This is a genomic window from Mucilaginibacter aquariorum, from assembly GCF_024498135.1.
GTDB classification, from domain to species: Bacteria; Bacteroidota; Bacteroidia; order Sphingobacteriales; family Sphingobacteriaceae; genus Mucilaginibacter; species Mucilaginibacter aquariorum.
In genome coordinates this window covers 19756-45028 of record NZ_JANHOH010000009.1, presented here as the reverse complement: position 1 = coordinate 45028, position 25273 = coordinate 19756, and the positions used below count along the sequence as shown (strand labels likewise).

21 protein-coding genes are annotated in these 25273 nt (G+C 42.1%); 16 read left to right on the top strand and 5 right to left on the bottom strand.

From position 1 onward, the window contains the following. Positions 1-60: 60 nt before the first annotated feature. Both NPE20_RS22065 and NPE20_RS22060 read right to left on the bottom strand, forming a co-directional pair. The gene (locus tag NPE20_RS22065) at positions 61-543 is read right to left on the bottom strand and encodes a CinA family protein (RefSeq protein ID WP_256540881.1); all 483 of its coding nucleotides are present in this window, start codon (positions 541-543) and stop codon (positions 61-63) included. 13 nt (positions 544-556) lie between these two features. After that, positions 557-1216: a DUF6766 family protein gene (locus NPE20_RS22060; protein WP_256540880.1), complete on the bottom strand. Its 660-nt coding sequence runs from the start codon at positions 1214-1216 to the stop codon at positions 557-559. A gap of 293 nt (positions 1217-1509) precedes the next feature. Here NPE20_RS22060 and NPE20_RS22055 point away from each other — a divergent pair, with 293 nt between their 5' ends. From NPE20_RS22055 to NPE20_RS22035, 5 genes are all read left to right on the top strand, one after another. After that, complete coding sequence (locus tag NPE20_RS22055) at positions 1510-3708, top strand: alpha-galactosidase (RefSeq protein WP_256540879.1); 2199 nt, start codon at positions 1510-1512, stop codon at positions 3706-3708. 156 nt (positions 3709-3864) lie between these two features. Continuing rightward, complete coding sequence (locus tag NPE20_RS22050) at positions 3865-4335, top strand: YybH family protein (RefSeq protein WP_256540878.1); 471 nt, start codon at positions 3865-3867, stop codon at positions 4333-4335. A 57-nt stretch (positions 4336-4392) separates the two neighbouring features. Then, complete coding sequence (locus NPE20_RS22045; RefSeq protein WP_256540877.1) at positions 4393-5205, top strand: helix-turn-helix domain-containing protein; 813 nt, start codon at positions 4393-4395, stop codon at positions 5203-5205. 91 nt (positions 5206-5296) lie between these two features. Continuing rightward, positions 5297-6067: an isocitrate lyase/PEP mutase family protein gene (locus NPE20_RS22040; protein WP_256540876.1), complete on the top strand. Its 771-nt coding sequence runs from the start codon at positions 5297-5299 to the stop codon at positions 6065-6067. 29 nt (positions 6068-6096) lie between these two features. After that, on the top strand, positions 6097-6477 hold the full coding sequence (locus NPE20_RS22035) for a YybH family protein (RefSeq protein ID WP_256540875.1): 381 nt from the start codon (positions 6097-6099) through the stop codon (positions 6475-6477). A 67-nt stretch (positions 6478-6544) separates the two neighbouring features. Here NPE20_RS22035 and NPE20_RS22030 read toward each other — a convergent pair whose 3' ends face one another. After that, positions 6545-7807: a Na+/H+ antiporter gene (locus NPE20_RS22030; protein WP_256540874.1), complete on the bottom strand. Its 1263-nt coding sequence runs from the start codon at positions 7805-7807 to the stop codon at positions 6545-6547. Between the two features lie 127 nt (positions 7808-7934). On the opposite strand from NPE20_RS22030, the gene NPE20_RS22025 reads away from it, so the two are divergent. After that, entirely contained in the window at positions 7935-8924 is a 990-nt protein-coding gene (locus NPE20_RS22025) for a ligand-gated ion channel (protein ID WP_256540873.1), read from the top strand. 10 nt (positions 8925-8934) lie between these two features. On the opposite strand, the gene NPE20_RS22020 is transcribed toward NPE20_RS22025, so the two are convergent. Then, a complete protein-coding gene (locus NPE20_RS22020; RefSeq protein ID WP_256540872.1) occupies positions 8935-9723 on the bottom strand; it encodes a DoxX-related protein in 789 nt (262 codons plus the stop codon). Between the two features lie 134 nt (positions 9724-9857). After that, on the bottom strand, positions 9858-10460 hold the full coding sequence (locus NPE20_RS22015; protein WP_256540871.1) for a DUF1684 domain-containing protein: 603 nt from the start codon (positions 10458-10460) through the stop codon (positions 9858-9860). 198 nt (positions 10461-10658) lie between these two features. Between NPE20_RS22015 and NPE20_RS22010 the strand changes: the two genes are divergently transcribed. From NPE20_RS22010 to NPE20_RS21965, 10 genes are all read left to right on the top strand, one after another. Next, positions 10659-11693, top strand: coding sequence for a LacI family DNA-binding transcriptional regulator (locus NPE20_RS22010; protein WP_256540870.1), 1035 nt, complete (start codon positions 10659-10661; stop codon positions 11691-11693). Positions 11694-11958: 265 nt separating this feature from the next. Beyond that, entirely contained in the window at positions 11959-14964 is a 3006-nt protein-coding gene (locus NPE20_RS22005; RefSeq protein WP_256540869.1) for a SusC/RagA family TonB-linked outer membrane protein, read from the top strand. A 28-nt stretch (positions 14965-14992) separates the two neighbouring features. Further along, positions 14993-16507, top strand: a complete 1515-nt coding sequence (locus NPE20_RS22000) for a RagB/SusD family nutrient uptake outer membrane protein (RefSeq protein WP_256540868.1) — start codon at positions 14993-14995, stop codon at positions 16505-16507. A 32-nt stretch (positions 16508-16539) separates the two neighbouring features. Then, positions 16540-17415: a PKD domain-containing protein gene (locus NPE20_RS21995; RefSeq protein ID WP_256540867.1), complete on the top strand. Its 876-nt coding sequence runs from the start codon at positions 16540-16542 to the stop codon at positions 17413-17415. Between the two features lie 58 nt (positions 17416-17473). After that, a complete protein-coding gene (locus tag NPE20_RS21990; protein WP_256540866.1) occupies positions 17474-18598 on the top strand; it encodes an acyltransferase family protein in 1125 nt (374 codons plus the stop codon). A 31-nt stretch (positions 18599-18629) separates the two neighbouring features. After that, positions 18630-20180 carry a DUF4832 domain-containing protein gene (locus tag NPE20_RS21985; RefSeq protein WP_256540865.1) on the top strand — a complete coding sequence of 517 codons (1551 nt, stop codon included), beginning with the start codon at positions 18630-18632 and terminating at the stop codon, positions 20178-20180. A gap of 53 nt (positions 20181-20233) precedes the next feature. After that, positions 20234-21808, top strand: a complete 1575-nt coding sequence (locus NPE20_RS21980) for a glycoside hydrolase family 31 protein (RefSeq protein WP_256540864.1) — start codon at positions 20234-20236, stop codon at positions 21806-21808. A gap of 25 nt (positions 21809-21833) precedes the next feature. Next, positions 21834-23393, top strand: coding sequence for a right-handed parallel beta-helix repeat-containing protein (locus NPE20_RS21975; protein WP_256540863.1), 1560 nt, complete (start codon positions 21834-21836; stop codon positions 23391-23393). 77 nt (positions 23394-23470) lie between these two features. Next, entirely contained in the window at positions 23471-24595 is a 1125-nt protein-coding gene (locus NPE20_RS21970) for a phosphotransferase enzyme family protein (RefSeq protein ID WP_256540862.1), read from the top strand. After that, positions 24596-25255, top strand: coding sequence for a carbohydrate-binding family 9-like protein (locus NPE20_RS21965; RefSeq protein WP_256540861.1), 660 nt, complete (start codon positions 24596-24598; stop codon positions 25253-25255). Positions 25256-25273: the final 18 nt, after the last annotated feature.

Below are 25273 nucleotides of genomic sequence, written 5' to 3'. Positions count from 1 at the left end.
AACATTCCTGCTCATCTTTGATGGATTTTGGTTGTATTTGACGGGGGGGATAAGAGGCCGTTATTTACTATTCAAATTATTGGTCAATAATTCGGCGGTGGCATCTATGGTTTGATGGATCACTTCTTCGCACGTACCTTTAAATACCCTTCTAAAATGGGCCGGTTTGCCTTTTATAAATGCATAAACAAACATTGTCCCAACGGGCTTTTCGGGTGTTTCGCTGCCGCCCGGCGATGTAAGCCCGGTTACTGCTACTTGTATATCAGATTCAATTACTCCCTTTAATTTTACAGCCATTTCCCTGGTTACCTCTTCAGATTCGGGGGTGTATTGTTTGATCAGGTCGGGATTTACACCCAATATCTTTTCTTTTAACGATGCATCGTAACAAACTATTCCACCCTTTAGTATTTGGCCAGATTCAGGCGCCAGTGCAAATTCTGAACAAAGCCAACCCGCGGTAGCGCTTTCTGCAAAAGCAATTGTAAGCTGGTGCTCAGCTATCAGTTTACTACATGTTAAAATTTTAGGTTCAGCCATATTGTTTTGTTATTTAACTTCCGGTTTTCATATTTGGGGCATCAACCGGCTTAGATTCCGGCGAGCCTTTTTGCCTCAGGAATATAGTGAGTACCACAATTGATAGAACAGATAGGAACTCGCTTTGCCAGTTCTGGAATGTCTCAAACCAAAACCGCGGTTGCGCTATATATTCCAACATACTTTCGGTGGCTTTACCTTTTAGCTGCTGCTCGGCATTGTTATCCATCCAGCTACCATAAAGGTGAAGCCCCCAGCTAATAAAAAATAACAGAAAGAAAACGATTGATAAAGAATTGCTGTAAAGCTTTAGCCATATGCCGCCCTTTCGTACAGGCCAGGGGGCGCCGGGTTTTGATACGGGTTCTTTGTCCACTTCCTCTTCTTCATCCAGACTTTTAGACTCGGCCGATCCCTGTTGCCGCAAGCCAACGGTTAATAGTACATACAGCCCCATCTGTAAAAACTCACTCTGGAAATTTTCAAATGTTGCTGATACGAAGTGGCCGGTATAAAGGTAGGTTGCAAACCCAATCTCTCTGCCATTGTCATCTACTAATTCCTGGTTATGCTCCTTCCAGCCGGTAAAAGCCTGGGCCGTAAGGGTGACTAAGAATAATAGGATAAAGACAATGCTTAATCCATTACGATAAAGAAAAGTTTGTTTCTTCATGGCGTTTATTAAATGGTATTACTAAAACCTGAAGAGAAAGAAAAGGTTTGAAGTAATTAATTTCTAATAAATATTATTAATTACCACTCAATAAGAAGTGGAGTATTTGCATGGAATGGCCTATCCTAAATTTAAAAACATATAAATTACTGTGTAAAACGTGTGAATGATAGTTGTGAAAATAGATTACTTTACCGTATCATTGCCTGATTTACTCATGTTATAGATGGCGGCCTAAAGTCAGCATATAATAAACCAGTTAAACCAGATACAATTATAAACCAAGTACCAAGGTGAGAAAAACACACATCGCAAGCCTGTTAACCGTTTGCCTTATAGCGGTAAGTTCATTCGCGAAAGCACAAGTAGTAACCATCCCGGTAGAAACCCAGCACAACGCGCTGGTATTACAAACCGATGCCCAAAAGAACCTGAAGATGGTTTATTTTGGAGCAAAGCTGGGTGATGCTAAAGAATACGGACAGATACAAAAAATGTATAAGCCGAACGATGATTCGGGAATATTAGACGATGCTTACACGCCATCGGGCTCTACTAATTTGGCAGAACCTGCCATTACCGTAACCCATGCAGATGGTAATAAATCACTCGAATTATTATATGTAAGCCACACAGTAACCAAGGTTGATGATAATGTTTCCCTGTTAACCGTAACACTTAAAGACCCGGCCTATCCATTCGAGGTAAAGCTTTATTATAAAACATTTTATAAAGAAGATGTTACCGAGCAATGGTCGGTAATTACGCACAATGAGAAGGGGAGCGTAACCCTTAACAAATTTGCATCTGCTAACCTTAATTTTAAGGCTGATGGCTTTTGGCTGAAACAATATCATGGCAATTGGGCCACAGAAATGAAACCCGAGGAAAGCAAGCTAACGCACGGTATTAAAACTATTGATAGTAAGCTGGGCACCCGTGCTAACCTTTATGAGCCATCAACCTTTATGATATCGATGGATAAACCCGCCACCGAAGATGAAGGTAAAGTGTTGTTAGGCTCATTAGAATGGTCTGGAAATTTCAGAGTTGATTTTGAGCTTAGCCCCGATCCCTCAAATTATTTGAGGCTGATAGCCGGCATAAACAATGCCGCTGCCGAATACCACTTAAAACCTAACGAAGATTTTGCAACCCCTGCATTAGTATACACTTATAGCGACCACGGTACCGGCGATGCCAGCCGCAAAATGCATAGCTGGGCACGAAAGTATAAAATTGTTGATGGCGAAGGCTCCAGGCTTACACTGCTTAATAACTGGGAATCTACCTACTTTGATTTTAACGAGCCTAAACTGGCGCAGTTGTTTAAGGATACCAAAAAGCTGGGTGTAGATATGTTTTTGCTGGATGATGGCTGGTTTGGTAACAATCACCCACGTAACGGTGATAACGCGGGCTTGGGCGATTGGCAGGAAAATAAATTAAAACTACCAAACGGGATCAGCTCGTTGATGAAAGAAGCAAAAGCAAATGATGTAAAGTTTGGTATATGGATAGAACCCGAAATGGTGAACCCTGCAAGTGACCTTTACAAAGCACACCCCGATTGGGTGATAAAGGAAGCAAACCGCCCCGAAAAATATTTCAGGAACCAATTGGTGCTTGACTTGTCGAACCCAAAAGTACAGGATTTTGTATTTGGTGTGGTTGATAACCTGTTCACTAAAAACCCCGACCTGGCTTACATTAAATGGGATTGTAACGCGGTTATTTATAACGCCCACTCGTCTTACTTAAAGAAAGACCAATCGCACCTGTATACCGATTATGTACGCGGCCTGTATAAAGTGCTTGACCGTGTACGCGCCAAATATCCAAAAGTGCCTTTAATGCTATGCTCTGGCGGTGGTGGCCGTGTTGATTATGGCGCGCTAAAATACTTTACCGAGTACTGGCCAAGTGATAATACCGATCCGCTGGAAAGGGTGTTTATCCAATGGGAGTATTCGTACTTTTTCCCGGCTATTGCCAGCTCTAACCATGTTACCGATTGGGGTAAACAACCTATCAAATTTAAGATAGATGTGGCCATGATGGGTAAAATGGGCTTTGATATTGTGGTAGGTAAACTAAATGAACAGGAACTTGCCTATTGCCACGAAGCGCTAAAAAATTACGACGCCCTTAAAGATGTAATATGGCACGGCGACCAATACCGCTTACAAAGCCCATGGGTTAACGATGTAGCATCGTTAATGTATGTGAACGATGCCAAATCAAAAGCCGTGGTATTCAATTACCTGGTGAATAACCGTTATGGCTCGGGTACCAAAACGCCTATCCGTTTCAAAGGACTTGATCCGCAGAAAAAATACTCGGTAAAAGAAATTAACCTGTATCCGGGCACAACCTCGGTATTAGAAGGTAACCTTGTTTATAAAGGCGATTTTTTAATGAACGTTGGTATTAACCCCGAGGTGAGCAGCAGCCATACAAGTATTGTAATCCAGGTTGATGCGGTGCAATAAGCACGTGTAATTTTATCTGATGCAAATTATTTAGTCCCGCTTAAACAAGCGGGACTTTTTTATGGGAAAGCTGAACCATTAATTTTCATTTGTTCCTTTTTGTACAATTTGCTTATTCCAGGGATAGGTAATTTTGATGATAAACAATCAAATTATATGAAAAGGAATATCGTTTTATCAGCAGTTTTAACAATCGTTTTATTTAGCCTGGTTTATAGCAATTGTTATGCGCAATCCAATTTGCAAGAAGCTAAAAAAGCCATTGCCGCAAGCAACGCCATCTATTTTCAGTCGTTTGCAAAAAATGATTCAGCCATTTTTGTAGATCGTTATGCCGAGAATTGCCTGATAATGCTGCCAAACGCACCGGCTATGAAAGGGCATAAAGGTGCGCTTGAGTTTTTCGGAGTAGCATATAACAACATCGGACTTAGGGACGGAAAGTTCACTACCACTGAGGTATACGGATTGGGCAATGGCTATGTAGTTGAAGAAGGCTTTTGGCAGTCATTCGATAAAAACAATAAGCTTTTTGATAACGGGAAATTTCTGGTACTCTGGAAAAAGACCGCTAAAGGATGGAAAATGTTCAGGGATTCATTTAGTAGTGATCGTAAAGTACAGTAATGTTCTTGAATTTTAGTTACTTATAATAAAAGGTGTTATTTTTGTTTAGCGATATAAATGGAATTTAAACAATTTGCCCCTTCTGATATTTTAAAGCCCTATGTAAGGCATTATTACATCTTTGAATCAAATTCTGATATAGAGTTTGAGGATATAGTGTTCCCGAGTGGCGATATGGAGGCTATATTTAATTTGGGTGAAGGCACCTGGGAATCATTGGTGGATAATAAATTCATTAAAACACCCACAATAGAGCTATGGGGGCAAATCACTAAACCGTTATCCATACGGTCAAAAGGCCGGCATACCATGCTGGGCATCAAATTTTTCACCCACTCGGCATCTTATTTTTTTAATGATGATATCGGGGTGTTTAACGATCAGATATCTAACCTGTACGATGTTATTGGCAACCCGGTAAAAGATTTGCATGCGCAACTTATGGAAACCACAGATCAACAAAAAAGGATTGCGCTTGTTGATGATTTCTTGTTGAAAAGATTAATAAACAACGATAGAAAGATCTTTAAAGTTGACAAGGTAGCCCATATCCTAACCAGTATAAAAAGAAACCCTGCAGAAAATAACCTTGGGCATATCGCATCAAAACATGGTATCACTACCCGTTACCTGCATAAATTAATTTACCAAAATACAGGGCTCTCTCCCAAATCATTCAGTAAGATAAACCGCTTCCAGCTCAGCCTTAAACTGGTTGCTAAAAACGAACAGCCGCTTACCTCCATCGCCTACGATTCGGGGTATTTCGATCAGTCGCACTTTATCAGAGATTTTAAATCGTTTACCGGCTTTACCCCCTCTGCCTACCTGGAAAATTTAACCCCCGTTAACCAGCTTTTACAACTGTAATTTTACAACAGTTCCGCTTTATACAATTTTAAGATTTACCGGTGCTATACCTTTGTTATGTTCAATAATAACAAACATAAATCTATTGTATATGAGCTCTTTCGAAACATTTAAACAACTACATCAAGGTCAGTCACCTTTCCTGTTAGCAAACATTTGGGATGTAAATAGTGCCAAAGTGTTTGAGGCAAACGGTTATAAAGCCATTGGCGTATCCAGCCAGGCACTGGCTAATTCTTTTGGGTACGAAGATGGCGAAAATCTGCCTTTTGACTTATTGCTTACCGTAGCCAAACGGGTAGGCGAGGTGGTAAACATCCCTTTTACAGTTGATATGGAAGGCGGATATAGCCGCACTGTCGAGGGTATACTGGAAAATATCAATAAACTGTATGATGCAGGTGTTGTGGGTATAAACCTGGAAGATACCATCCCAGGAGCCAAACGCCAGTTTCAACCGGTAAACGAATTTGGGAAGATCCTTTCCGCAGTTGCCGGTCACATCAGCAGGAATAACATGGACCTGTTTTTAAACATCCGGACAGATGGTTTCCTGTTAGGTATGCCAACAGCGCTTACAGAAACCCTTACCCGTATCAAAGCTTATGAGAGAGCTGGTGCCGATGGGATATTTGTGCCCTGCATTACCAACAGCAGCGATATTAAAGAAGTGGTAAACGCTACCCATCTACCAGTTAATGTTATGTGCATGCCAGACCTGCCCGGGTTTGAAGAGTTAGGCGCACTGGGTGTAAAAAGGATCAGCATGGGGCCGTTTCTTTTTAACAAAGTATATGATAACGCCGGGAAATTGGCAAAGGCAGTCATCAACGATAAAAACTTCTCCTCACTCTTTAAATAATATCTATTCACAACCATAAATCACAAAAAATGAACCTACCAACTCGGGCCGAAGACGCCCACAAAACACTTGCAGCAGCCTATAATACAGGCGACGTAGCAACCGTAATGAAAATGTATGATGCCGCCGGCATCTTTGAAGCAAGCCCGGGGAAACCGGTATCGGGCAAAGAAAAATTTGAAGAAGCGGTTAAAGCCATTTTATCTATAAAAGGGAAAATGGAAATAAAAACCGTTTATTGTTTCCAGGCAGGGGATATTGCCGTAGGCAGATCTGAATGGAATATTACAGATGGTGACGAAGTAAAAGTAAGCGCCAAAGGCATAGAGGTAATGAAACAGCAGGCCGATGGCACCTGGATCATTGTTATAGACCATGCATTTGGTGCCGAAGCTAATCTTGTGGCTTAATCTGCAATGCATTAAATACAAAGCCTCGATCATTAAAGGTGCGGGGCTTTGTATTTAATCAGATTGTTTATAGAGATACGGGGCTATCCTTAGACCGCAAACGCTTTACTAACCAGGGTAAAGTTAACCCCTGACCTATCAGTGTGAAAAGCACCACCACTACCGAAATAAATATAATGGCGTTTCGCTCGGGGAAGGGGCGGCCATCGGCAAGGGTAACCGGTAAACCTATCGCGATAGCAAGCGATACTATCCCCCGCATGCCCGACCAGCTAATGATCAAGCTGTTCTTAAAATCCAACAAAGCATCTTCGGTTATTTTATGTTTGCCTTTATCAAAAGCGTGCTGCAGGTTAATTTTTTGAAGGAACACACGCGCCATCCGCAGTAATAAAGCAATTATAGTTATAGCAAAAGCATAACCAATGTACTGCCATATCAGGCTGCTTTCAATGCTTTTTATAACGAACGGGAACTGCAGGCCGATCAAAATGAAGATCAAACCGTTCAACAAAAAAATGATGACATCCCAAAACGATTTTGATTGTTGTTTCAGCTTATCCGGGAAGATCTTTCCGCTAAAACGGGCAATACTTAAACCCAGCATCACCACAGCTATCACGCCCGAAACGTGCAGGTCTTCGGCTACCAAATAGGTTACGAAGGGCGTAAGCAGCATAAAGCTGATGGTAGCCATACTATTGTGATGGATGCGCTGAATGATAAAAGACAAGATCTTACCCACTACCAAACCAACCAAAACCCCGCCTGCCATTAGTATGCCAAATTGCAGTGTGGCACTCCAAAACATAAATGCCGTACCCGTTACCGCGGCCACCGCGAAACGATAGGCTACCAGTGCCGAGGCATCGTTCACCAGGCTTTCGCCCTCTAAAATGGTATTGGTATTGTGTGACAGGCCAAGGCCCCTGGTAATGCTCATGGCGGCCACTGCATCGGTAGCGGATAGTATAGAGCCCAGTACAAAAGCCAGCGGCCAGGTCATGCCGGGGATCACATAATGGGCAAACACCGCGATGCCTGATGCTGTTATAAATACCAGCGTAATGGCCAGCGTACTAATGGTATTAATATTGGTTTTAAATGTTTTAAAAGAGATATTGAATGCAGCATCGTACAGCAACGGCGGCAAAAATATCAGGAAAATAATTTCGGGGTTAAGTTCGATATGGGGTATCGAGGGGATAAAACCAACAGCGATACCAGCAATTATCAGCAGCACCGGGTAGGGGAGCTTTACCTTATCGGCAATGGCCGACAGGCCTATCATAACCGCCAGGATAAATATAACGATGCTGTAGTTTTCCATTGTTTATACTTTAGGGCAATATACGATCTGTCACGTTCTAATTTTACGGGTGCTACAGCCTATCACAGCAAATGTAATAGTAATCAAACAAAATGACTATTTTTAGCTTCTACATCAAACCCCGGGAATGACCATAAAAATTGATAAACTTTTTCTTTTAGCCCTCACTTTTGTCATTACGCTTTTTGCCTCAACCGCGGCAAAAGCACAAAAAGAAAAACCTGATACCGTGTATAGCGGCATTTATATAACCAGCATCCACGATATTAATTTTAAGGATAAAGAGTACAGCATTAACCTGTGGCTATGGCTTAAATATAAAAACAAGAAGTTCGATTTTCTGCATAATTTGGAAGTGCCGCAAGCAAAATCGGTAACCCAATCATATTCTACCGTTGATTCCAGCGACAATCAGATATACATTCTGATGAAGCTGCAATGCGTAATGAAAGACTCATGGGCGATAGATAATTTTCCGTTCGACAAGCAGAAACTGCGGTTTTCTATTGAGAACTCTCAGTTCGATTCTAAGTCGTTGGTATTTGCTGCTGATACACTTGGCAAACACTTCGACCCTCGCTTTACACTCAGGGGCTGGCGTATTGATACGCTTAATGTATCCACCGGGATAAAAGTATACGAAACGGCATTTGGCGATGCGAGCATGGCAAAACCACATACCGAATACAGTAATTTTAAGGTTAAGATCCAGCTGGACAGGGACGCTATGGGCCTGTTCTGGAAAATGTTTTTAGGAATGTATGTTGCCTTCCTGATAGCCTATATGTGCTTTTACATACACGCCGATAGTATTGATTCGCGGTTTGGGTTAAGCGTAGGGGCGTTATTTGCGGTGATAGGTAACAAATATATTGTAGATTCTTCACTGCCCGAATCTACCACCTTTACGCTGGTAGATACCCTGCACGGCCTTACCCTGCTATTTATACTTGCCGTTATTATAGGTACTTCTTATTCATTGAAATTGATTAAAGAGGACGAGATAGAAAAAGTCAAAAGATTTGATTTTATATACGCGCAAATATTGCTGGCAGCCTATTTAATAATGAACGCCTGGTTTATTTTTGAGGCGACCAGGATTCAGCCGGTTAAATAATTGCAAACTGCTAACCTTTTTTTGGCTTAGCCTTAACGCCTATCTTCTTATTACTTGCTGCCAGTATAAACGCGGCACAGCTAAAAGCTAATGCTTCAAATGCGCTTACAATTTCGTTCCCGTTCCCGCTGTGTGGATCTGCAAGGGCACGTGGAATGTGTAATAAAAGGAACCAGATAAATATCATTAAGCCCAGCAAACTTGCCGCCAGGCGAAGCTTAATGTTGAGAATGATCCCTAAGCCGGCAGCTATTAGGGCTACGCCTGTAAAATAACTCCAGAAGACAGGGAAGGGGATGCCTTTTGGTACAAGCCGGGGCATAAAACCGATGTAAACAAAGTGCTCTATCCCAAACACTATCATAACAATGGCCAAAAAGCAGCTGCCAAAGGGTATCATCCGCTCAAACCCCGTTGTAAAAGTTCCTGTTTGAGGCAACGATGCTGCAACTATAAAAGCACAGCCGCTTAAGGCGAATAATTTTAAAGCATTATTCCAACTGCCTAAAAACGCAGGCGTGGTTAAAAATTGGTTTGGTATATGAAAAAACAGCACGAGCAGTAAAAACAACAGGCCTAAATATATGGCCGCGGGGCGGGCTTTGCTATCGCCAATAATAAGCACGGCTATGGCTGCCAGTATAATGCTCCCAACCCATACAGCTGCCGGCGATTTGGCTAATTCAGTAGGCCAGGGTATTATCACAGGCATAAAAACTGAAAATATAAGTTGCTGTATAGCAATTGCTATTATAGCAACGGCAAAAAGCACCCGCCATAGTTTGTTTTGTTTCTGCATGGATAAAGTTGGTAAGAGGTTTATTCCGCAATTTACAAATTAGATAATTTATTCATAATTAATTATTTGTGTTAAACAGGGAAGGCGGTAACAATTTGTACCGCCTTCCCTGTATTGCTAAATGCATGTATAATTTAGTGTTTCTTTTCGCCCGTATATTGTTTTTCGCCGGCCATAACTTTTAGTTTCAGGTAGTTTTCGCGGGGTGGCATTGGGCATTGGTAGCCGTCGCTGTAAGCGCAGTAGGGGTTATAGGCTTTGTTAAAGTCGATTACTATTTTCCCAACTTGTATATCAGTGGTTTTAAGGTCGAGGTAACGGCCGCCACCATAACTTTCTTCAGAATTTGTTTCGTCCATAAAAGGCAGGAAAAGATAGTCCTCAAATCCGGGGCGTTTTGATAGGGATATATTCCTGTAGATGTTTAACTGCTGAGGCTTGCCGTTTAACATGAACTTTATTCGCGCGTAGCGGATGTATTCTTGTTTTGCGCCATTAAAGGTGGGCATCTGAAAGATTGTTTCGTTTGATAGTACCTCAACATCGGCAGTGATACGGTAAGTACTGTCTGCATCAAAAAACTGCAGGTTTTCCAGATCAGCCTCTTTCAGTGGCGAATGTTTATCGGTTATAAAGTCCTCTTTATATTGTTTGCGATGTGCGGCTATCAAGGTGCTATAATCCTGTGCGAAGCTATTGAATGTTACGAAGATTAAAAAAACAAAAAGGTATTTCATGGTACATTTTAAAGATCAGCCCGCAATTTATGAAAAATGCCCCGGTTAATTTCCATGTATACAGGAACGGCCATCTTTATTAAAAAGAGGTTTTAATAGTGTGTATTTATATAGTATTATTGTTGCAGGCACTAATTTGTTAGCTTTACAATTAATATAGTATTTTAGCTATCTGAGAATTGCCCCCACCAGTACACAATGTCAAAGAATAAGTTACCTACTATTAAAGAAATAGCCAAGCGGCTTAATGTATCTGCATCAACTGTATCAAGGGCGCTGCATGATCATCCGAGCATTGGGTTGGTAACTACTATGCGCGTACATAAAGTAGCTAAAGAACTGGGCTACGAAGCCAATAAAATGGCTATCTACTTTAAGGAACGAAAAACCTATACCATAGGCGTTATTATTCCAGACCTATCAGAACCATTTTTTTCTGCTGCTTTAACGGGTGTGGAAGACGCAGCCGAAGCCTGCAACTACAACGTTATTATAGGCCAGTCGCTTGATAATTTTGAGCGGGAAAAAAAGATAGTGGAGAACATGAAAGACCACCGCGTTGATGGCGTACTTGCATCGCTCACTAAAGAAACATCCACTTACGAACATTTTGACAGCCTGAAAAAATATAACATCCCTGTAGTATTTTTTGATAGGGTGCCAAACCGCAAGGATATAAATTACGTGGCCTGTAATTTGGTTTCGGGCATGCTGCAGGCTATAACTAAGTTGGTTGATATTGGCCATACCCGTATCGGCCTTATAAATGGCCCCGCTAAGCTGGCTGCAACCCTGCAACGGCTGGAGATCTATTTCAGATGTTTGAAAGAGAACAACCTGCCGGTAGACCAGGACATTATTGTATCTACAACGCTGGGCAAAGCCGATAATGTTAAAGCGATAAGCAAACTACTTTCGCTTGATGAACCACCTACCGCTGTAATTGTATTCAATGACTATGTTTTACTGGATTGCATAGCCACGGTTAAAGCCGCGGGATTAATTGTTAATAAGGATATTAGTTTCATCAGTTTTGCTAACCTGCCCATTTGGGAGTACATGGATAGCGTCCCCCTGGCATCGATAGAGCAGTTTGCGTACAAGCAATCTTCTATGGCAACCGGCTTCCTTTTCGAGTTGATAAACAATGCCGAAAAACCCAATGGAATAGACATTCCCCCGTTGCAACATATCATCGATTCGGAGATGATTGATTACACTCCGGCCAAATAATCATCTTTTCTTTTTAGCTACGCAAACATTTTATGGCGTTTTTATATAAAAATAGCCAATAATAATCTGTAGATCAGCGTATAAGTGAATTTTACGCAAACGGTTGCGTAAAATAGAACAAACGTTTGCGTAAACTGTGCAAACGTTTGCGTAGCTGTGTTTCCATTCCCCGCCCGGTTCGGTCTCTTTCGTTAACAATAATTTTACATCATTTTTACAAATAACAAAACCAACTACGCTAATCATTTTAACTAACTAACAGAATATGACCAGGAAAATTTTACTAATCTGTTCTTGCGCTCTTTTATTTTGCCTTAAGGGATTTTCGCAATCCTTGCCGGTAACAGGGCGCGTGGTATCAGCGCTGGACAAGCAACCCATAGCCGGCGTAACCGTTTCGGTTAAAGGTACTTCTAACGGCGCTATGACCAAAACCGATGGAACTTTTAGCCTTAATGTGCCGGCTGGCAAATCAACACTAACCATTAGCTTTATTGGTTACATTACAAAAAATGTAGAGGTAACCGGCGGCCAAACAAACATCCAGGTACAACTAGCCGAGGATGTACAGCAACTTAACGATGTTGTTGTAGTAGGTTACACCAGCAAAAAACAAAACGAACTAACCAGCGCTGTCACCGTGGTATCATCCAATAAACTTAAGGATGTTACCGCTAACGATATTGGTACCATGCTGCAAGGTAAGGTTGCCGGTTTGCAGGTGGTGAACAGCTCGGGCGCGCCGGGTGCCATTGCCGAAATAAGGCTGCGTGGTGTATCGTCAGTTAATGCTAACCAAAGCCCGCTTTTTGTGGTTGATGGTATTATTGGCGGTAATTACGACCCTAACGATGTGGAGAGTATCACTGTATTGAAAGATGCAGGTGCAACCGCATTATATGGTTCGCAGGCAAATGCGGGTGTTATCATTGTAACAACTAAAACCGCTAAACAGGGCGAGACCCGTTTCGAGGCAAAAATTTCTACCGGTTTCCGTACGGCAGATTTTGGTAAGATGAAAATGATGAACAGCAACGAAATGTATGACTATCAGAAAGAGCGTTATCGTGATTATATTGTTGGCGCACCAGATAATACTTATAAAATAGATCTGGCTGCATTTTATAGAGAATATCCATTATCATTACGTGATCAGGATTATAACTGGTCAAAAGAATCGTTTAAATCGGCACCGATATATAACTTTTACCTATCGGCCAGCGGCAAAACCGAAAAGAACGATTACTACGTAGGTGCCTCATACTATAAAGAGAAAGGTACCTTTATTAACACCAATTTTGAACGTGTTAACTTACGTGGCAATTCCACTTATCATTTTTCGAAAAAGCTGGATGTAACCAATAATATCAACCTAAGCGCATCGCAGGGTAAAAGCTACGATTATATGGATATGTACTATTCATTCCTGAATATGCCTTGGGATAACCCATACGATGCTAATGGCCAGCCAAGATATGTAGATAGTTCTACTCCCGGGTGGCAGTCAAGGGATCCTATTAACCCGCTTCATACCATACAAAACTCAGATCACTCTTACAAAGGGTTTAATATAAACTACGATTTGGGTATTAACTATCGTATCACCAACTGGTTAACATTTGCCAGCACAAACAGGGTATCAGCATCGTTTGATAAAAGCATGAATTATGTTTCGCCTTTAACGGCAGGTACCTATCATGGTACAGGTTATATTGATGAGTTAAACACCCTTAACTACGGTGTAATCAGCAACCAGTTATTTAAATTCGACTTTAAAATGGGTGACCATGCCATTAACGGTTTTGTAGGCGGTGCATTTGAAAGCAGCAAGATAGAATATTCGGGTGGATCGGGCAAAGGGTTACCCGAAGGTTTAAAAGTGCTTAATGTTGTATCAAACACCCAGCAGGTAAATGGCTATAATAACAAGTATATTCTGCAATCCCTATTATCACAAGTAAATTATAGTTATAAAGGCAGGTACTTTGTATCGGGTTCATACAGGTATGATGGTTCCGCTAACTTTTCACCTAATAATAAATACGGGGGGTTCCCATCAATATCTGCAGCCTGGTTAGCTAGCAACGAAGAGTTTTTGGCAGATAACAGCATTATCAATAACTTAAAAATACGTGGCGCTTATGGGTTTACGGGTACACAGGATATTGGCGCATCGCGTTATCTGGGCCTGTTCTCATTAACTACGCAATATAATTCATTAGTAGGCGCGGTGCCTTACCAGTTAGAAAACCCTAACCTAACCTGGGAAAGTAAACGCCAGATAAATGCTGGTATTGATATTGGTTTATTTAAAAGAGTAAATTTAACGGTAGATGTTTACCGTAATGATACTAAAGACCTGTTGCTGCAGGTATCGCAGCCGCTTTCGGTTGGTTTCGAAACCAAGTGGGACAACGCCGGTACGGTTATCAATAAAGGTATAGAGGTTGGTATTAACTCAACCAACATCAAAACAAAAGATTTTGAATGGAGTACCGATTTTACCATCAACTTTAACAATAACAAACTATCGGGTATCCCATCGGATATTGTTAAAACCGGATCATGGGGCATCTCGCAGATTTACCGCAACGGTGGTAACCTGTTTGAGTTTTACATGCCAAAATGGTTAGGCGTTGATGCGCAGACAGGTGCACCTGTTTGGGAGAAACTGATCTACAATACCGAAGGCAAAGCAGTGGGAAGCGAAAAGACATCAAATTATGCGGAAGCTACTACCCAGGAAATGGGTTCGGCATTGCCTAAATACCAGGGTGGTTTTAATAACAGTTTTAGGTATAAAAACTTTAATTTAAGGGTGAGTACTTACTTCAACTACGGTAACAAAGTATTTAGTAATAACCTTAGGTTTACCTTAAATGACCTGGGTGATCCTAAGTTTAACCAGATACAATTACCTGACGGCCCTAAGGTGTGGACCGGCCCCGGCGATACACAAGCTACCCAGCCCAGCCCGCAAAACAATACTAACTCTACCGAAACATCAAGCCGTTACTTAAAAGATGGCAGCTACTTTACCATCAGGAATATTGCTTTCAGTTATACCCTGCCAACAGCATGGGCTAACAAAATAGCCATGAAGGGCGTAAGCGTTGGTGTAACTGCTGATAACGTTGCTACTTTCTCAAATTTCTTAGGTCAGGATCCGCAAACTACCATTACACCAAATGGCTTTTCAACCCCCGGCGTTTCCGACTTTAAGTATCCAAACAATCGTCAGTATTTGTTAACCGTTAATTTCAATTTTTAAGCAGGTCCCAGCCTATTAAATTAAGTATATGAAAAAGAAAATATTCACCATTATAACACTTGTGTTGGTTGCGGCAAGCAGCTGTAAAAACTTAAATGTTAACCCAAGCGACGCCATTAGTACCGGTACCATTGTTACCACCACCGATGGCCTTACCAATGCCCTTAACGGAGCCTACGCTTTGTTTAAAGACCATATAGAGTTTAACGGTTTGGTAGATGGAAATAATATGTACCTGCGCCAGTTCTATCACCTGAGCGACTTTGCCAGCGATGATATTGTTTGCGGCCAGGCAACTACAGATCCGTTGTTCTATAGCTTTAACCTTGGCCACTCGCCGGCGCAGGGTAACACTCGCTATTACTGGTATGTATCATACAAGATCATTACAGGGGTAAACACGGTTATTTCTGCAGTTGAAAAATCGGGCAAAACAGATGCTGCTACAAACCAATTATTAGGCGAGTGCTACTTTTTGCGTGCGTTTTGCCACTTTAACTTAGTAAGGTTATTTGCCAAACCGTATTCGGTTGATCCTAACGCATCGGGTATTATTCTCCGTACCAATCTTACCGACCCGGCTAAAAAAGCCCGGTCTACCGTTAAAGAAGTTTATGATTCGGTTATTGCCGATTCCGAAAAAGCTGCCGGTTTAATGACCTGGCGTGGTCCACAATATGCTTCACAGGCAGCTGCATGGTCGTTACTGGCACGTGTTAATCTTTACAAGGAAGATAACGCCAAAGCTATTGAATGGTCAACTAAAGTGATAGGGTCCGGAAAATTTACTTTAGCCACTAATGAAACCTTCCCGGCCCTGTTTGCCAATGCCACAACAGCCAGCGAAACCATTTTTTGTGTTGCATTTACAGCAGTTGATGATTACGGAAAATTTGGTTCTATCGCATCTATGATCTATTCAGATGGTAACTCGGGATGGGGCGAGGAGTTTGCTTCATCATCATTACGTGCTGCAATGGCACCACACCCCGAGGATGTTCGTTGGTTATATATTATTCCGCTAAAAGATGGAAATGGTGTAGTACAAAAGAAAAACGGCATAGAAGTTTATTACATCAGTAAATTCTCTTTCCAGGGAGGGCTGCCAAATTTAAGCTCGCCAATTATGTTCAGGATAGCGGAGTTGTACCTGATACGCGCCGAAGCCGAAGCCAAAATGGGTAACACCGGCGCCGCGCTTGATGATGTGGATATGATCAGAAAAAACCGGAATTTGGAAGGCTCATTATATAACAAAGTTGTACCTGCGGGCAAAAGTGCTTTAGATGTTGTATTAGAAGAAAAACGTATAGAGATGGCTTTTGAAGGCCACCGTACTTATGATGTGTTCCGTAACAAGAGAACGCTGAACAAAGCCTATTGGGGATATCACCTGGCGGGCGTAAAAGAAACTGATATCGACCTGTCAAAAACACCTGCGGGTTATCCAAATATTACGGTTCCTTATACCAACCCAAGGACGATATATTACCTGCCTATTGATGAGATATTAAGCAATCCGTTGGCAACACAAAACCCATAATTTAATTATCACACAGTAACATACAAATTGATATGAAAAATCTAAAAGCTTACATGTTCGTGCTGTCGGTAGTTATAGCAAGTTCAATATTCAGCTCATGTAAAAAAGATAAATATGTAGCCCAAACCGATTTGCAATATGAGGTAGAGGTTGATGGCGCTACGGTAACATTTATCGTAAAAACCGAAGGTGTAACCGGTTATAAATGGGATTTTGGCGATGGCGAAACATCAACCGATGCCAAGCCAACGCACACTTACCCGGGCAAAGGCAAATATGTGCCAACCTTAACAGCATCAGTTAACGGTAAAAGTGTTGAAGCGTCAACCGTATTGCGTATAGCCAAAACATCGCCGGTAAAAATTAATGATAACTCACTTGCCGACTGGGATGCGATTACCCAAAATGTGATTACTGTTGACCCAAGCAAAGGCGTGTTCCGTACCATGAAGTTTGACTACGACGGTAACTACGTGTATTTATATACTGAAATGGTCAGCAAAAAATCTAACGGAGATATATTCGACATTTACCTGGATTCGGACAATAACCCTGGTACCGGGTTGTTAACCGGGAACTGGCCCGACGGTGGTTATGATGTTTTATTGGAAGGGCCATTCCTTGTAGGCCAGCCTAGTGATGTGTATATAATGTACTTCAGTGGGGCTACCCAAAACGACTGGGGCTGGGACACGCAAAGCATATCCGAAGCTTACACTGTGGGTACTGTTAAAGAAGAGGGCGGATTGCTGAAATTTGAAATGCGTATTGCGCGCGGTAAGCTAAAAGGCTTAACCGGTACAGGTTTGCGCATAGCTGTTCAGGCCAATAAAAGTGATTGGTCGGCCGCCCTGGGTGCAGCACCAAATGAAGGCTCGTCAAGTTTCTTCTTAGATATGAGTGAATAGGTTTAATTGGTTTATATCTGTTTCAATCTGTAAGTAAAAATATATATCGGGGCGCTTTATGATAAAGAATACAACTGCTGATCAATTGGCTAACGGGCGTTTAGTATCGTTAGATGTTATGCGCGGCATGATCATGATACTGCTTTGCGGCGAAAGCTGCATGCTTTACGAAGCAATAAGGCACATTGATCCGGCTAAGCCTATGGGCGGATTGATCAATCAATTCTTTCATCATCCATGGCACGGGCTGCATTTCTGGGATTTAGTTCAGCCTGCATTTATGTTCATGGCGGGCGCCGCGATGTATATTTCTTACAGCCGTAAGTTAGATAAGGGCGTAAGCTGGAATGATAATCTTCGCCATGTATTAATAAGAAGCTTAAAGCTTTTTATATGCGGTGTGGCCCTGCACTGTGTTTACGCAGGTAAACCGGTTTGGGAACTTTGGAATGTGCTTACGCAATTATCGTTCACAACCATTGTGGCTTATCTGATAATAGAAAAATCATATACCTGGCAATTGGTTTTCGCCCTGGGTTTATTAATACTTACCGAAGTTTTATATCGCACAGTATTGATGCCCGGTTTCGACCAGCCATTTGTAGAAGGGCATAACTTTGGTTCGTATGTTGATACCCTGCTAATGGGCAAAATAAATGGCGACGGATGGGTAACCATCAACTGCATCCCAACAGCGGCGCATACCATTTGGGGGGTGCTGGCCGGTAAGCTGTTAATATCAAACAAAACCATCAGCTATAAAATAAAGACTTTGGTTATTGCCGGTATTGTTGCCCTTATCATTGGCTTCGGGCTGGATCTGTCGGGCGTAACGCCTATTATCAAACGCATCAGTACAAGCTCATTTGCATTTGCATCGGTAGGGTGGGTATTGCTGATACTGGCCGCTGTTTACTGGCTGGTTGATGTAAAACGTAATACCAAATACGCCTGGATCTTCACCGTAGTAGGTATGAACGCCATATTTATCTACCTGTTCTTTGAAACGGTAGGTATGCAGTGGGTAAACCATGTAGTGGCCATTTTTACCGGGGATATGCTGCACCTGTTCTTAAATGTTCCACATAATATAACAGCGCTGATATCGGCAATTGCCACTTTAGTTGCTGAGTGGGGCTTATGTTATTGGCTTTATAAACGAAGCATCTTTTTTAAACTTTAATAAAAACCCTCTACTAAAAAGCAATTATATTATGATTAAAAAATTTACAGGCTATGCCCTGGGCATGTCCTTAGCAGCCATACTGCTTTCTTTTTCGTGTAACAACAGGGATGCAGGCCTTATAAAGGTTGAAAAAATAAACGTTACCTACACCGAAAGCGGGGAAGATTTCCCAAATCCGGAACGTGGTTTTTACCGCTACTCTGAGGTGCATTCCAGCAACTATACAGTATTAAATGCCGACGAGTTGAAAGGATACCGTTCCCCGCAATCTATAGAAAGCGCTAATTACCAGGTATCAAGCACACTGGTATTCAGGTATTATGTTTTGGATGATGTGGTTAACACCGCGATATCTGCAACATTTTTAACCAATATAAAAAAGGATTTTGAAGCTGCACGCGCTGCAGGGGTTAAACTTATTCCGCGCTTTGTATATACCACTACTGCAAAGCAAGGCAATTGCCCCGAAGGTTTCATTTGTCCGCTATATGGCGATGCTCCCAAGGCTATTATCCTTAACCACATTGCACAGCTAAAACCTATCCTGCACGATAATGCAGATGTTATAGCTTGTGTGCAGTTGGGCTTTATAGGTGTTTGGGGCGAGCAATATTACAGCGACTTTTTTGGTGATGCATCAAACAATGGTAACCAGGATCATAAGCTGACAGACAACAATTGGAAAGACAGGATAGAAGTTATCAAAGCCATGCTTGATGCTGTACCTGCCGATAGGATGATACAGGTGCGCTACCCGCAGTTAAAGCAGCGTTATATTTATGGCGTTAACGCACCATTAACATCGGCCCCTTTAACCGAGAGCGGCGCCTTCAATGAAACCGACATTGCACGTTTGGGCTATCATAACGATTGCTTTATGGCAAGCAGTAATGATTTTGGTACTTACGAGGATTATGGTAATAGTTCAACCCCACGCACGTCTGACGGTACGGTATTGAACACACTAAAAGATTACTTTAAAGCTGATAGCAAATTTGTAGTTGTGGGTGGCGAAACCTGCTCTGACGATTACAGCCCTTCTAACGATTGCGAACCTGCAGGAAAAGCACAGGCAGAATTTTCATCGCTGCATTACAGCTTTATTAATGCCCACTATAACACCGCCGTTAATAACGATTGGCAGGATGGGGGCTGTATGGATAACATCAAACGTAACCTGGGTTATCGCTTTGTATTACAATCTGCCGCGCTGCCGGATAATACCATTAAAGGAACGGTTATGAACATAAGCCTAAACCTTAAAAATGTGGGCTACGCATCGCCATATAACAAACGTACGGTGAAGTTGATACTGCGCAATACCAAAAGTGGTGAGGTTAAATCGTTCGACCTGGCAACAGATGTAAGGAAATGGTATTCGGGAGATGTAAAGGTTACCGAAGGCGTGAAGATCCCTGATGATTTTCCTGCGGGCGACTATGAAATGCTACTGAGCCTGCCGGATGCTTATGCAAGCATCGCTACCAAGCCGGAGTTCAGCATCCGTTTAGCTAATAATGACGTTTGGGAAGCTGCTACCGGGTACAATAAATTAAATCATACTGTAAAAGTTAACTAAATAATAAGCTGTAGATGATAAAGGCCTTTAAAATATGTTTGTTTTTAACCGCAATGTTATGCACCGCAGGTGTACAGCTTTACGCGCAAACAAGCGTGGCAATTAAAGATGGCGAAAAATGGTACGGCGGCGCGGTGAACGAAGCCCACCTGATGCCTTTTAAAGAGGGCTACAATCTGGATATGTATGGTGACACCCGTGGCAACCAGGCTGTGCCACTACTGATATCTACCAAAGGCCGGTTCATCTGGAGCGAGGAGCCTTTTAAGTTTACGTTTGAAAAGAACAGGCTGGTTATCAGCAACGCGAAAAGCGCGTTAACAATTGATTCGGCCGGAAAAAACTTGCACGAGGCATTTAGCAACGCGTCGAAACGTTTCTTCCCGTCAAAAAATAAACTGCCGGATACTTTGTTGTTTAGTAAACCGCAATACAATACCTGGATAGAGCTGGTTTATAACCAAAACCAAAAGGATATTTTAAGTTATGCCAGGGCGATAATTGACAATGGTTTCCCGCCGGGGGTAATTATGATTGATGATAACTGGGCCGATTACTATGGCAGGTTTGATTTCCGCGCGGATAGATTTAGCAACGCGGCTGCCATGGTAGATACCCTGCATAGCTTAGGCTTTAAAGTGATGCTTTGGATAAGTCCGTTCGTATCACCGGATACCGAAGTTTTCAGGGAGCTGCAGGATAAAAAGCTGCTATTGCTTGATGGCGAGGTAGAGACTAACAAAGAAGGGGAGAAGGTAACCAAACCAGCCATCATTTCCTGGTGGAACGGCTACAGCGCGGTATTGGATTTTACCAACCCCGATGCTATGCAATGGTTCCGTGGTCGCTTAGATCATATGGTAAAAACCTACCACTTGGATGGCTTTAAGTTTGATGCCGGCGACGCTGATTTTTATCCACCTAATGCCTTATCCTTCAAAAAAGCAACACCAAACGAGCATAGCAGGCTTTGGGGCGAATTGGGTTTATACTATCCGCTAAACGAGTACCGCGCCATGTGGAAAATGGGCGGCGAACCATTGGTGCAACGCCTGCGCGATAAAAAACACAACTGGGAAGATCTGCAAAAATTGATACCGCACTTAACCACAGCAGGCTTACTGGGTTACCAGTTTACCTGCCCGGATATGATAGGTGGCGGTGAGTATGGGTCGTTCATTGGTAAAGATAAACTGGATGAGCAACTGGTTGTACGCTCGGCACAATGCTCGGCATTAATGCCTATGATGCAGTTTTCGGTAGCGCCATGGCGGGTACTTTCTAAACAGAACCTTGCAGCGGTAAAAAAAGCGGTTGATATAAGGGCTAAGTACACACCATACATTATGCAGCTGGTAAAAACAGCCGCCACAACCGGCGAGCCTATTGCCCGTAGCATGGAGTACGAGTTCCCTAACCAGGGCTTTACAAATGTACAGGGCCAGTTTATGCTGGGCAGTAAATACCTGGTAGCGCCAATGATTGCCAATGGCAATACCAAAACGGTTTATTTACCAAAAGGAAAATGGAAAAGTGATTTGGGCAAAGTAGTAAAAGGCCCAACAAAAATAGAGGTGGAAGTTGCAGCCGACAGGCTGCCGGTGTTTGAGTTATTAAACAGTTACTAAACTAAACTTTAAAACAATAGACACTATGAAAAATTTATTCTTACTCGGAATGTTTGCCCTCATCTTAGCATCTTGTTCCAAAAAAAATGAAATTAAAGATCTGCCTAACGAAGACGGAAAAGCAGGTTCCAAACTACGGGTATCGGCATTAGCTAATTATTACGTAAATGGTACAACCGGGAATGATGCCAATGCGGGTACATCTGCCGCAACAGCGTTAAAAACTATCCAGGCTGCCTTGTACAAAACTACCAATGGCGTTGGCGCTAATATTTACGTGGCAGCAGGTACTTATAAAGAAAGGCTTTACTGGCCAACTTCGGGTGCATCAAGCGCAGAACCCATTACTTTAACAAATTACAACAGTGGCGTGGTTATACTGGATGGAATAAACGCTACCAACAACGCACAAAACGAGATGCTGGCTATCGCCAGCAGGAGCCACATCCGTATAAATAATATCAGTATTACCAATAATACCAGGGCAAATGCTAAGGGCATTTATGTTGTAGGGAATGGTACCGATATACAGGTTACCTATTGCAAAATATCTAACATCGGATGGACCACCAATGGCAGCGCCATACCAACAAGCACCGATAATGCAAGTCCGTTTATCATTGTGGGGTCTACATCAACCGCGTATACCGAAATTTATATTGGCAGCAACGAGATATTTAATTGTAACACAGGCTACAGCGAGGGTTTAACCCTAACAGGTAACGTACAAAACTTTTTGATAGAAATGAACACTATTCATGATATCAAAAATATAGGTATGGATATGTCTGGCAATTACTCGTGGACGGGTGCACCGGCCAATGTTAATTACGCCCGCAATGGCAACATCAAAAATAACACGGTTTACAACTGCGTATCGCCGGTGGCTACATCGGGTGGTATCTACGTGGATGGCGGCAAATGGATCAATATAGAAGGTAACACCTGTCACGCCAATTATGCAGGAATCAGCGTAGGTTGCGAGAACAACAACAACACGGTAGAAGGCATAAACATCCGCAGTAATTTTATCTATAATAACATCGAAGCTGGTTTGCTAATTGGTTCTAATCAGCCTAATAGTAAGGTTATCAACTCTACGGTAAGCAATAACACCCTGTTTAAAAATTACTCTGCAGGCGGCTGGGGAGGCGAGATCTCTATGCAGAATATGGATAACGTTAAATTTATAGATAACATCATCAATTCAAGGTCTAATATTGTTGTTATTGCTTCGTTGGGTTATGTTTCAACTAACCTTACGTTTAATTACAACAAATATTACACATCATCGGGCGTTGCAACCAATATCACATTTGATTGGGGAGGCAATAATGGCACAACTTATTCAACGTTAGCGGCATTTAAAACCGGTACTGGGCTCGATGCCAATTCAACATATGGTACCCCCGGTTTTGTTTCATCTACGCTGCCAAGTCCTAATCTGCATTTAACAAATACATCTGCCTGCGTTAATGCCGGGTTGCCCACTTATGCTTTACAAACCGGCGAACTGGATATTGACAAAGCGGCAAGGATAGTAAATTCGAGGGTGGATATTGGTGCTGATGAGTCTGTATATTAACAGGTTATCTGAAAAAAATAATAAGCGGTCTGCACAAGGTGCGGATTAATACGTAACATTAATAATTCTAAAGTATAGTGCAAAGTTCTAAAAACATAGATGAGGTGGTATCGCACTTTAAATGTGATGCGGATGTAAGTTCGTATAAGCCATACGGTTCGGGGCATATAAACGATACGTTCTTTTTAAAGAACGTATCGTTTGGTGGCTCTGATTATCTTTTGCAACGCATCAATCACAGGATATTTACCAACGTGGAGAGGCTTACTGAAAATATGCGCAGGGTTACCGAGCATTTAAAAAGTAAGATGAAGGAGTATGGCAATGGCGACCCGTTAAAGGAAGTAATGACCTTAATACCCACTGATAGCGGACAGTTTTTTTATAAAGATAGCGTAGGCGATTACTGGCGGATGTTCTACTTTTTAAGTGATACCAAAAGCTATGACGTAGTAGAGACCGAGAAGCAGGCCTATGAAGGTGGTAAAGCTTTCGGTAAGTTCCAGGCTATGTTATCAGATATCCCGGCAGGCGAAATGTTTGAGGTGATCCCCGATTTTCATAACATCCAGAAACGTTTACAGCATTTAGATGAAGCGGTAGCCAATAATGCCGGCGGGCGTGTTGCATCGGTAGGTGCCGAGTTAGAGATCGTAGCTAAATACGCCTCCTCAATGCAATATTTTCAGCAGCCCGAGCAGGTAGCTACTTTACCTAAACGTGTTATTCACAACGATACAAAATTCAACAATGTATTGCTGAACAGTAACGACGAGGCTCAATGCGTTATTGACCTGGAAACGGTGATGGACGGTTATGTAGCTTATGATTTTGGCGATGCGATACGCACCATTGTAAATACCACTACCGAGGACGAAGTCGACCTCAGCAAGATCCAATTGAACCTGTCATTGTTTAACGCATATGTGCAGGGGTATTTAAAGGAGGCATCCAGGTTTTTGACAGATGCCGAGGTTAATTCGTTGATGAAGGGCGCGCTGCTTTTGCCTTACATGCAGGCGGTAAGGTTTTTAACCGACCATATTAACGGCGATAAATACTTTAAAATAAAATTTGAAGGGCATAACCTGCAAAGGGCAAAGGCCCAGTTTCAGCTGGTGAAAATACTGGATGCGAACGCCGCAGCCATGCAGGAAACGATATTAAAAGAAATGAATAGCTTACAACACAGCGCATACTAAATGGATAAAGGGGTAACTGTAAATATTCCTTACCTTAATGGTTTCGATGACCTGCGATCGGTAGAGGATATATCAAAAGTTTTGGACGGGCAAGAGCGCAGGCAGATAAAGTATGCGCCATGGTCAGAAGGCGGGGAATTACCCCGGGCATCTTTTGCTTTGGCATATGGTAACGAGGATATCTATCTTAAATATTACGTAACCGAGCATACTTTGAAAGCCGAATACAGTAAATTTAACGACCCGGTGTTTAAAGATAGCTGTGTAGAGTTTTTTATTGCCTTTAACGGTGATGAAAAATACTACAACCTGGAGTTTAACTGTACAGGCACCAGCAGGGTGCAATATGGGCAGCACAAAACCGGGCGCACATTTTTGCCGGCAAGTTTATTAAAGACCATTAAGCACCAAACACGTGTTAAAACAAGTGCTGAAGGTAATATAGATTGGGAGCTAACTTTATGCATCCCCAAAAAGGTATTCAAATATCACCCGGCACTTTTATTAGAAAAAAGCAAAGCCAGGGTTAACTTTTACAAATGCGGCGACGGCCTGCCCCAACCGCACTTTTTATGCTGGAATAAAATAGAGGCACAAAAGCCCGAGTTTCATTTAAGCAGGTTTTTTAAAGAAATAATTTTTAGTCCACAAACAGTTTAACGCATTAACCCCTTCAAT

Bases quoted from the DNA above. Each gene is read 5' to 3' on its own strand.
- NPE20_RS22065 (WP_256540881.1), bottom strand. From the start codon at position 543: ATGGCTGAACCTAAAATTTTAACATGTAGTAAACTGATAGCTGAGCAC.
- NPE20_RS22060 (WP_256540880.1), bottom strand. From the start codon at position 1,216: ATGAAGAAACAAACTTTTCTTTATCGTAATGGATTAAGCATTGTCTTT.
- NPE20_RS22050 (WP_256540878.1), top strand. From the start codon at position 3,865: ATGAAAAGGAATATCGTTTTATCAGCAGTTTTAACAATCGTTTTATTT.
- NPE20_RS22045 (WP_256540877.1), top strand. From the start codon at position 4,393: ATGGAATTTAAACAATTTGCCCCTTCTGATATTTTAAAGCCCTATGTA.
- NPE20_RS22040 (WP_256540876.1), top strand. From the start codon at position 5,297: ATGAGCTCTTTCGAAACATTTAAACAACTACATCAAGGTCAGTCACCT.
- NPE20_RS22035 (WP_256540875.1), top strand. From the start codon at position 6,097: ATGAACCTACCAACTCGGGCCGAAGACGCCCACAAAACACTTGCAGCA.
- NPE20_RS22030 (WP_256540874.1), bottom strand. From the start codon at position 7,807: ATGGAAAACTACAGCATCGTTATATTTATCCTGGCGGTTATGATAGGC.
- NPE20_RS22025 (WP_256540873.1), top strand. From the start codon at position 7,935: ATGACCATAAAAATTGATAAACTTTTTCTTTTAGCCCTCACTTTTGTC.
- NPE20_RS22020 (WP_256540872.1), bottom strand. From the start codon at position 9,723: ATGCAGAAACAAAACAAACTATGGCGGGTGCTTTTTGCCGTTGCTATA.
- NPE20_RS22015 (WP_256540871.1), bottom strand. From the start codon at position 10,460: ATGAAATACCTTTTTGTTTTTTTAATCTTCGTAACATTCAATAGCTTC.
- NPE20_RS22010 (WP_256540870.1), top strand. From the start codon at position 10,659: ATGTCAAAGAATAAGTTACCTACTATTAAAGAAATAGCCAAGCGGCTT.
- NPE20_RS22005 (WP_256540869.1), top strand. From the start codon at position 11,959: ATGACCAGGAAAATTTTACTAATCTGTTCTTGCGCTCTTTTATTTTGC.
- NPE20_RS22000 (WP_256540868.1), top strand. From the start codon at position 14,993: ATGAAAAAGAAAATATTCACCATTATAACACTTGTGTTGGTTGCGGCA.
- NPE20_RS21995 (WP_256540867.1), top strand. From the start codon at position 16,540: ATGAAAAATCTAAAAGCTTACATGTTCGTGCTGTCGGTAGTTATAGCA.
- NPE20_RS21990 (WP_256540866.1), top strand. From the start codon at position 17,474: ATGATAAAGAATACAACTGCTGATCAATTGGCTAACGGGCGTTTAGTA.
- NPE20_RS21985 (WP_256540865.1), top strand. From the start codon at position 18,630: ATGATTAAAAAATTTACAGGCTATGCCCTGGGCATGTCCTTAGCAGCC.
- NPE20_RS21980 (WP_256540864.1), top strand. From the start codon at position 20,234: ATGTTATGCACCGCAGGTGTACAGCTTTACGCGCAAACAAGCGTGGCA.
- NPE20_RS21975 (WP_256540863.1), top strand. From the start codon at position 21,834: ATGAAAAATTTATTCTTACTCGGAATGTTTGCCCTCATCTTAGCATCT.
- NPE20_RS21965 (WP_256540861.1), top strand. From the start codon at position 24,596: ATGGATAAAGGGGTAACTGTAAATATTCCTTACCTTAATGGTTTCGAT.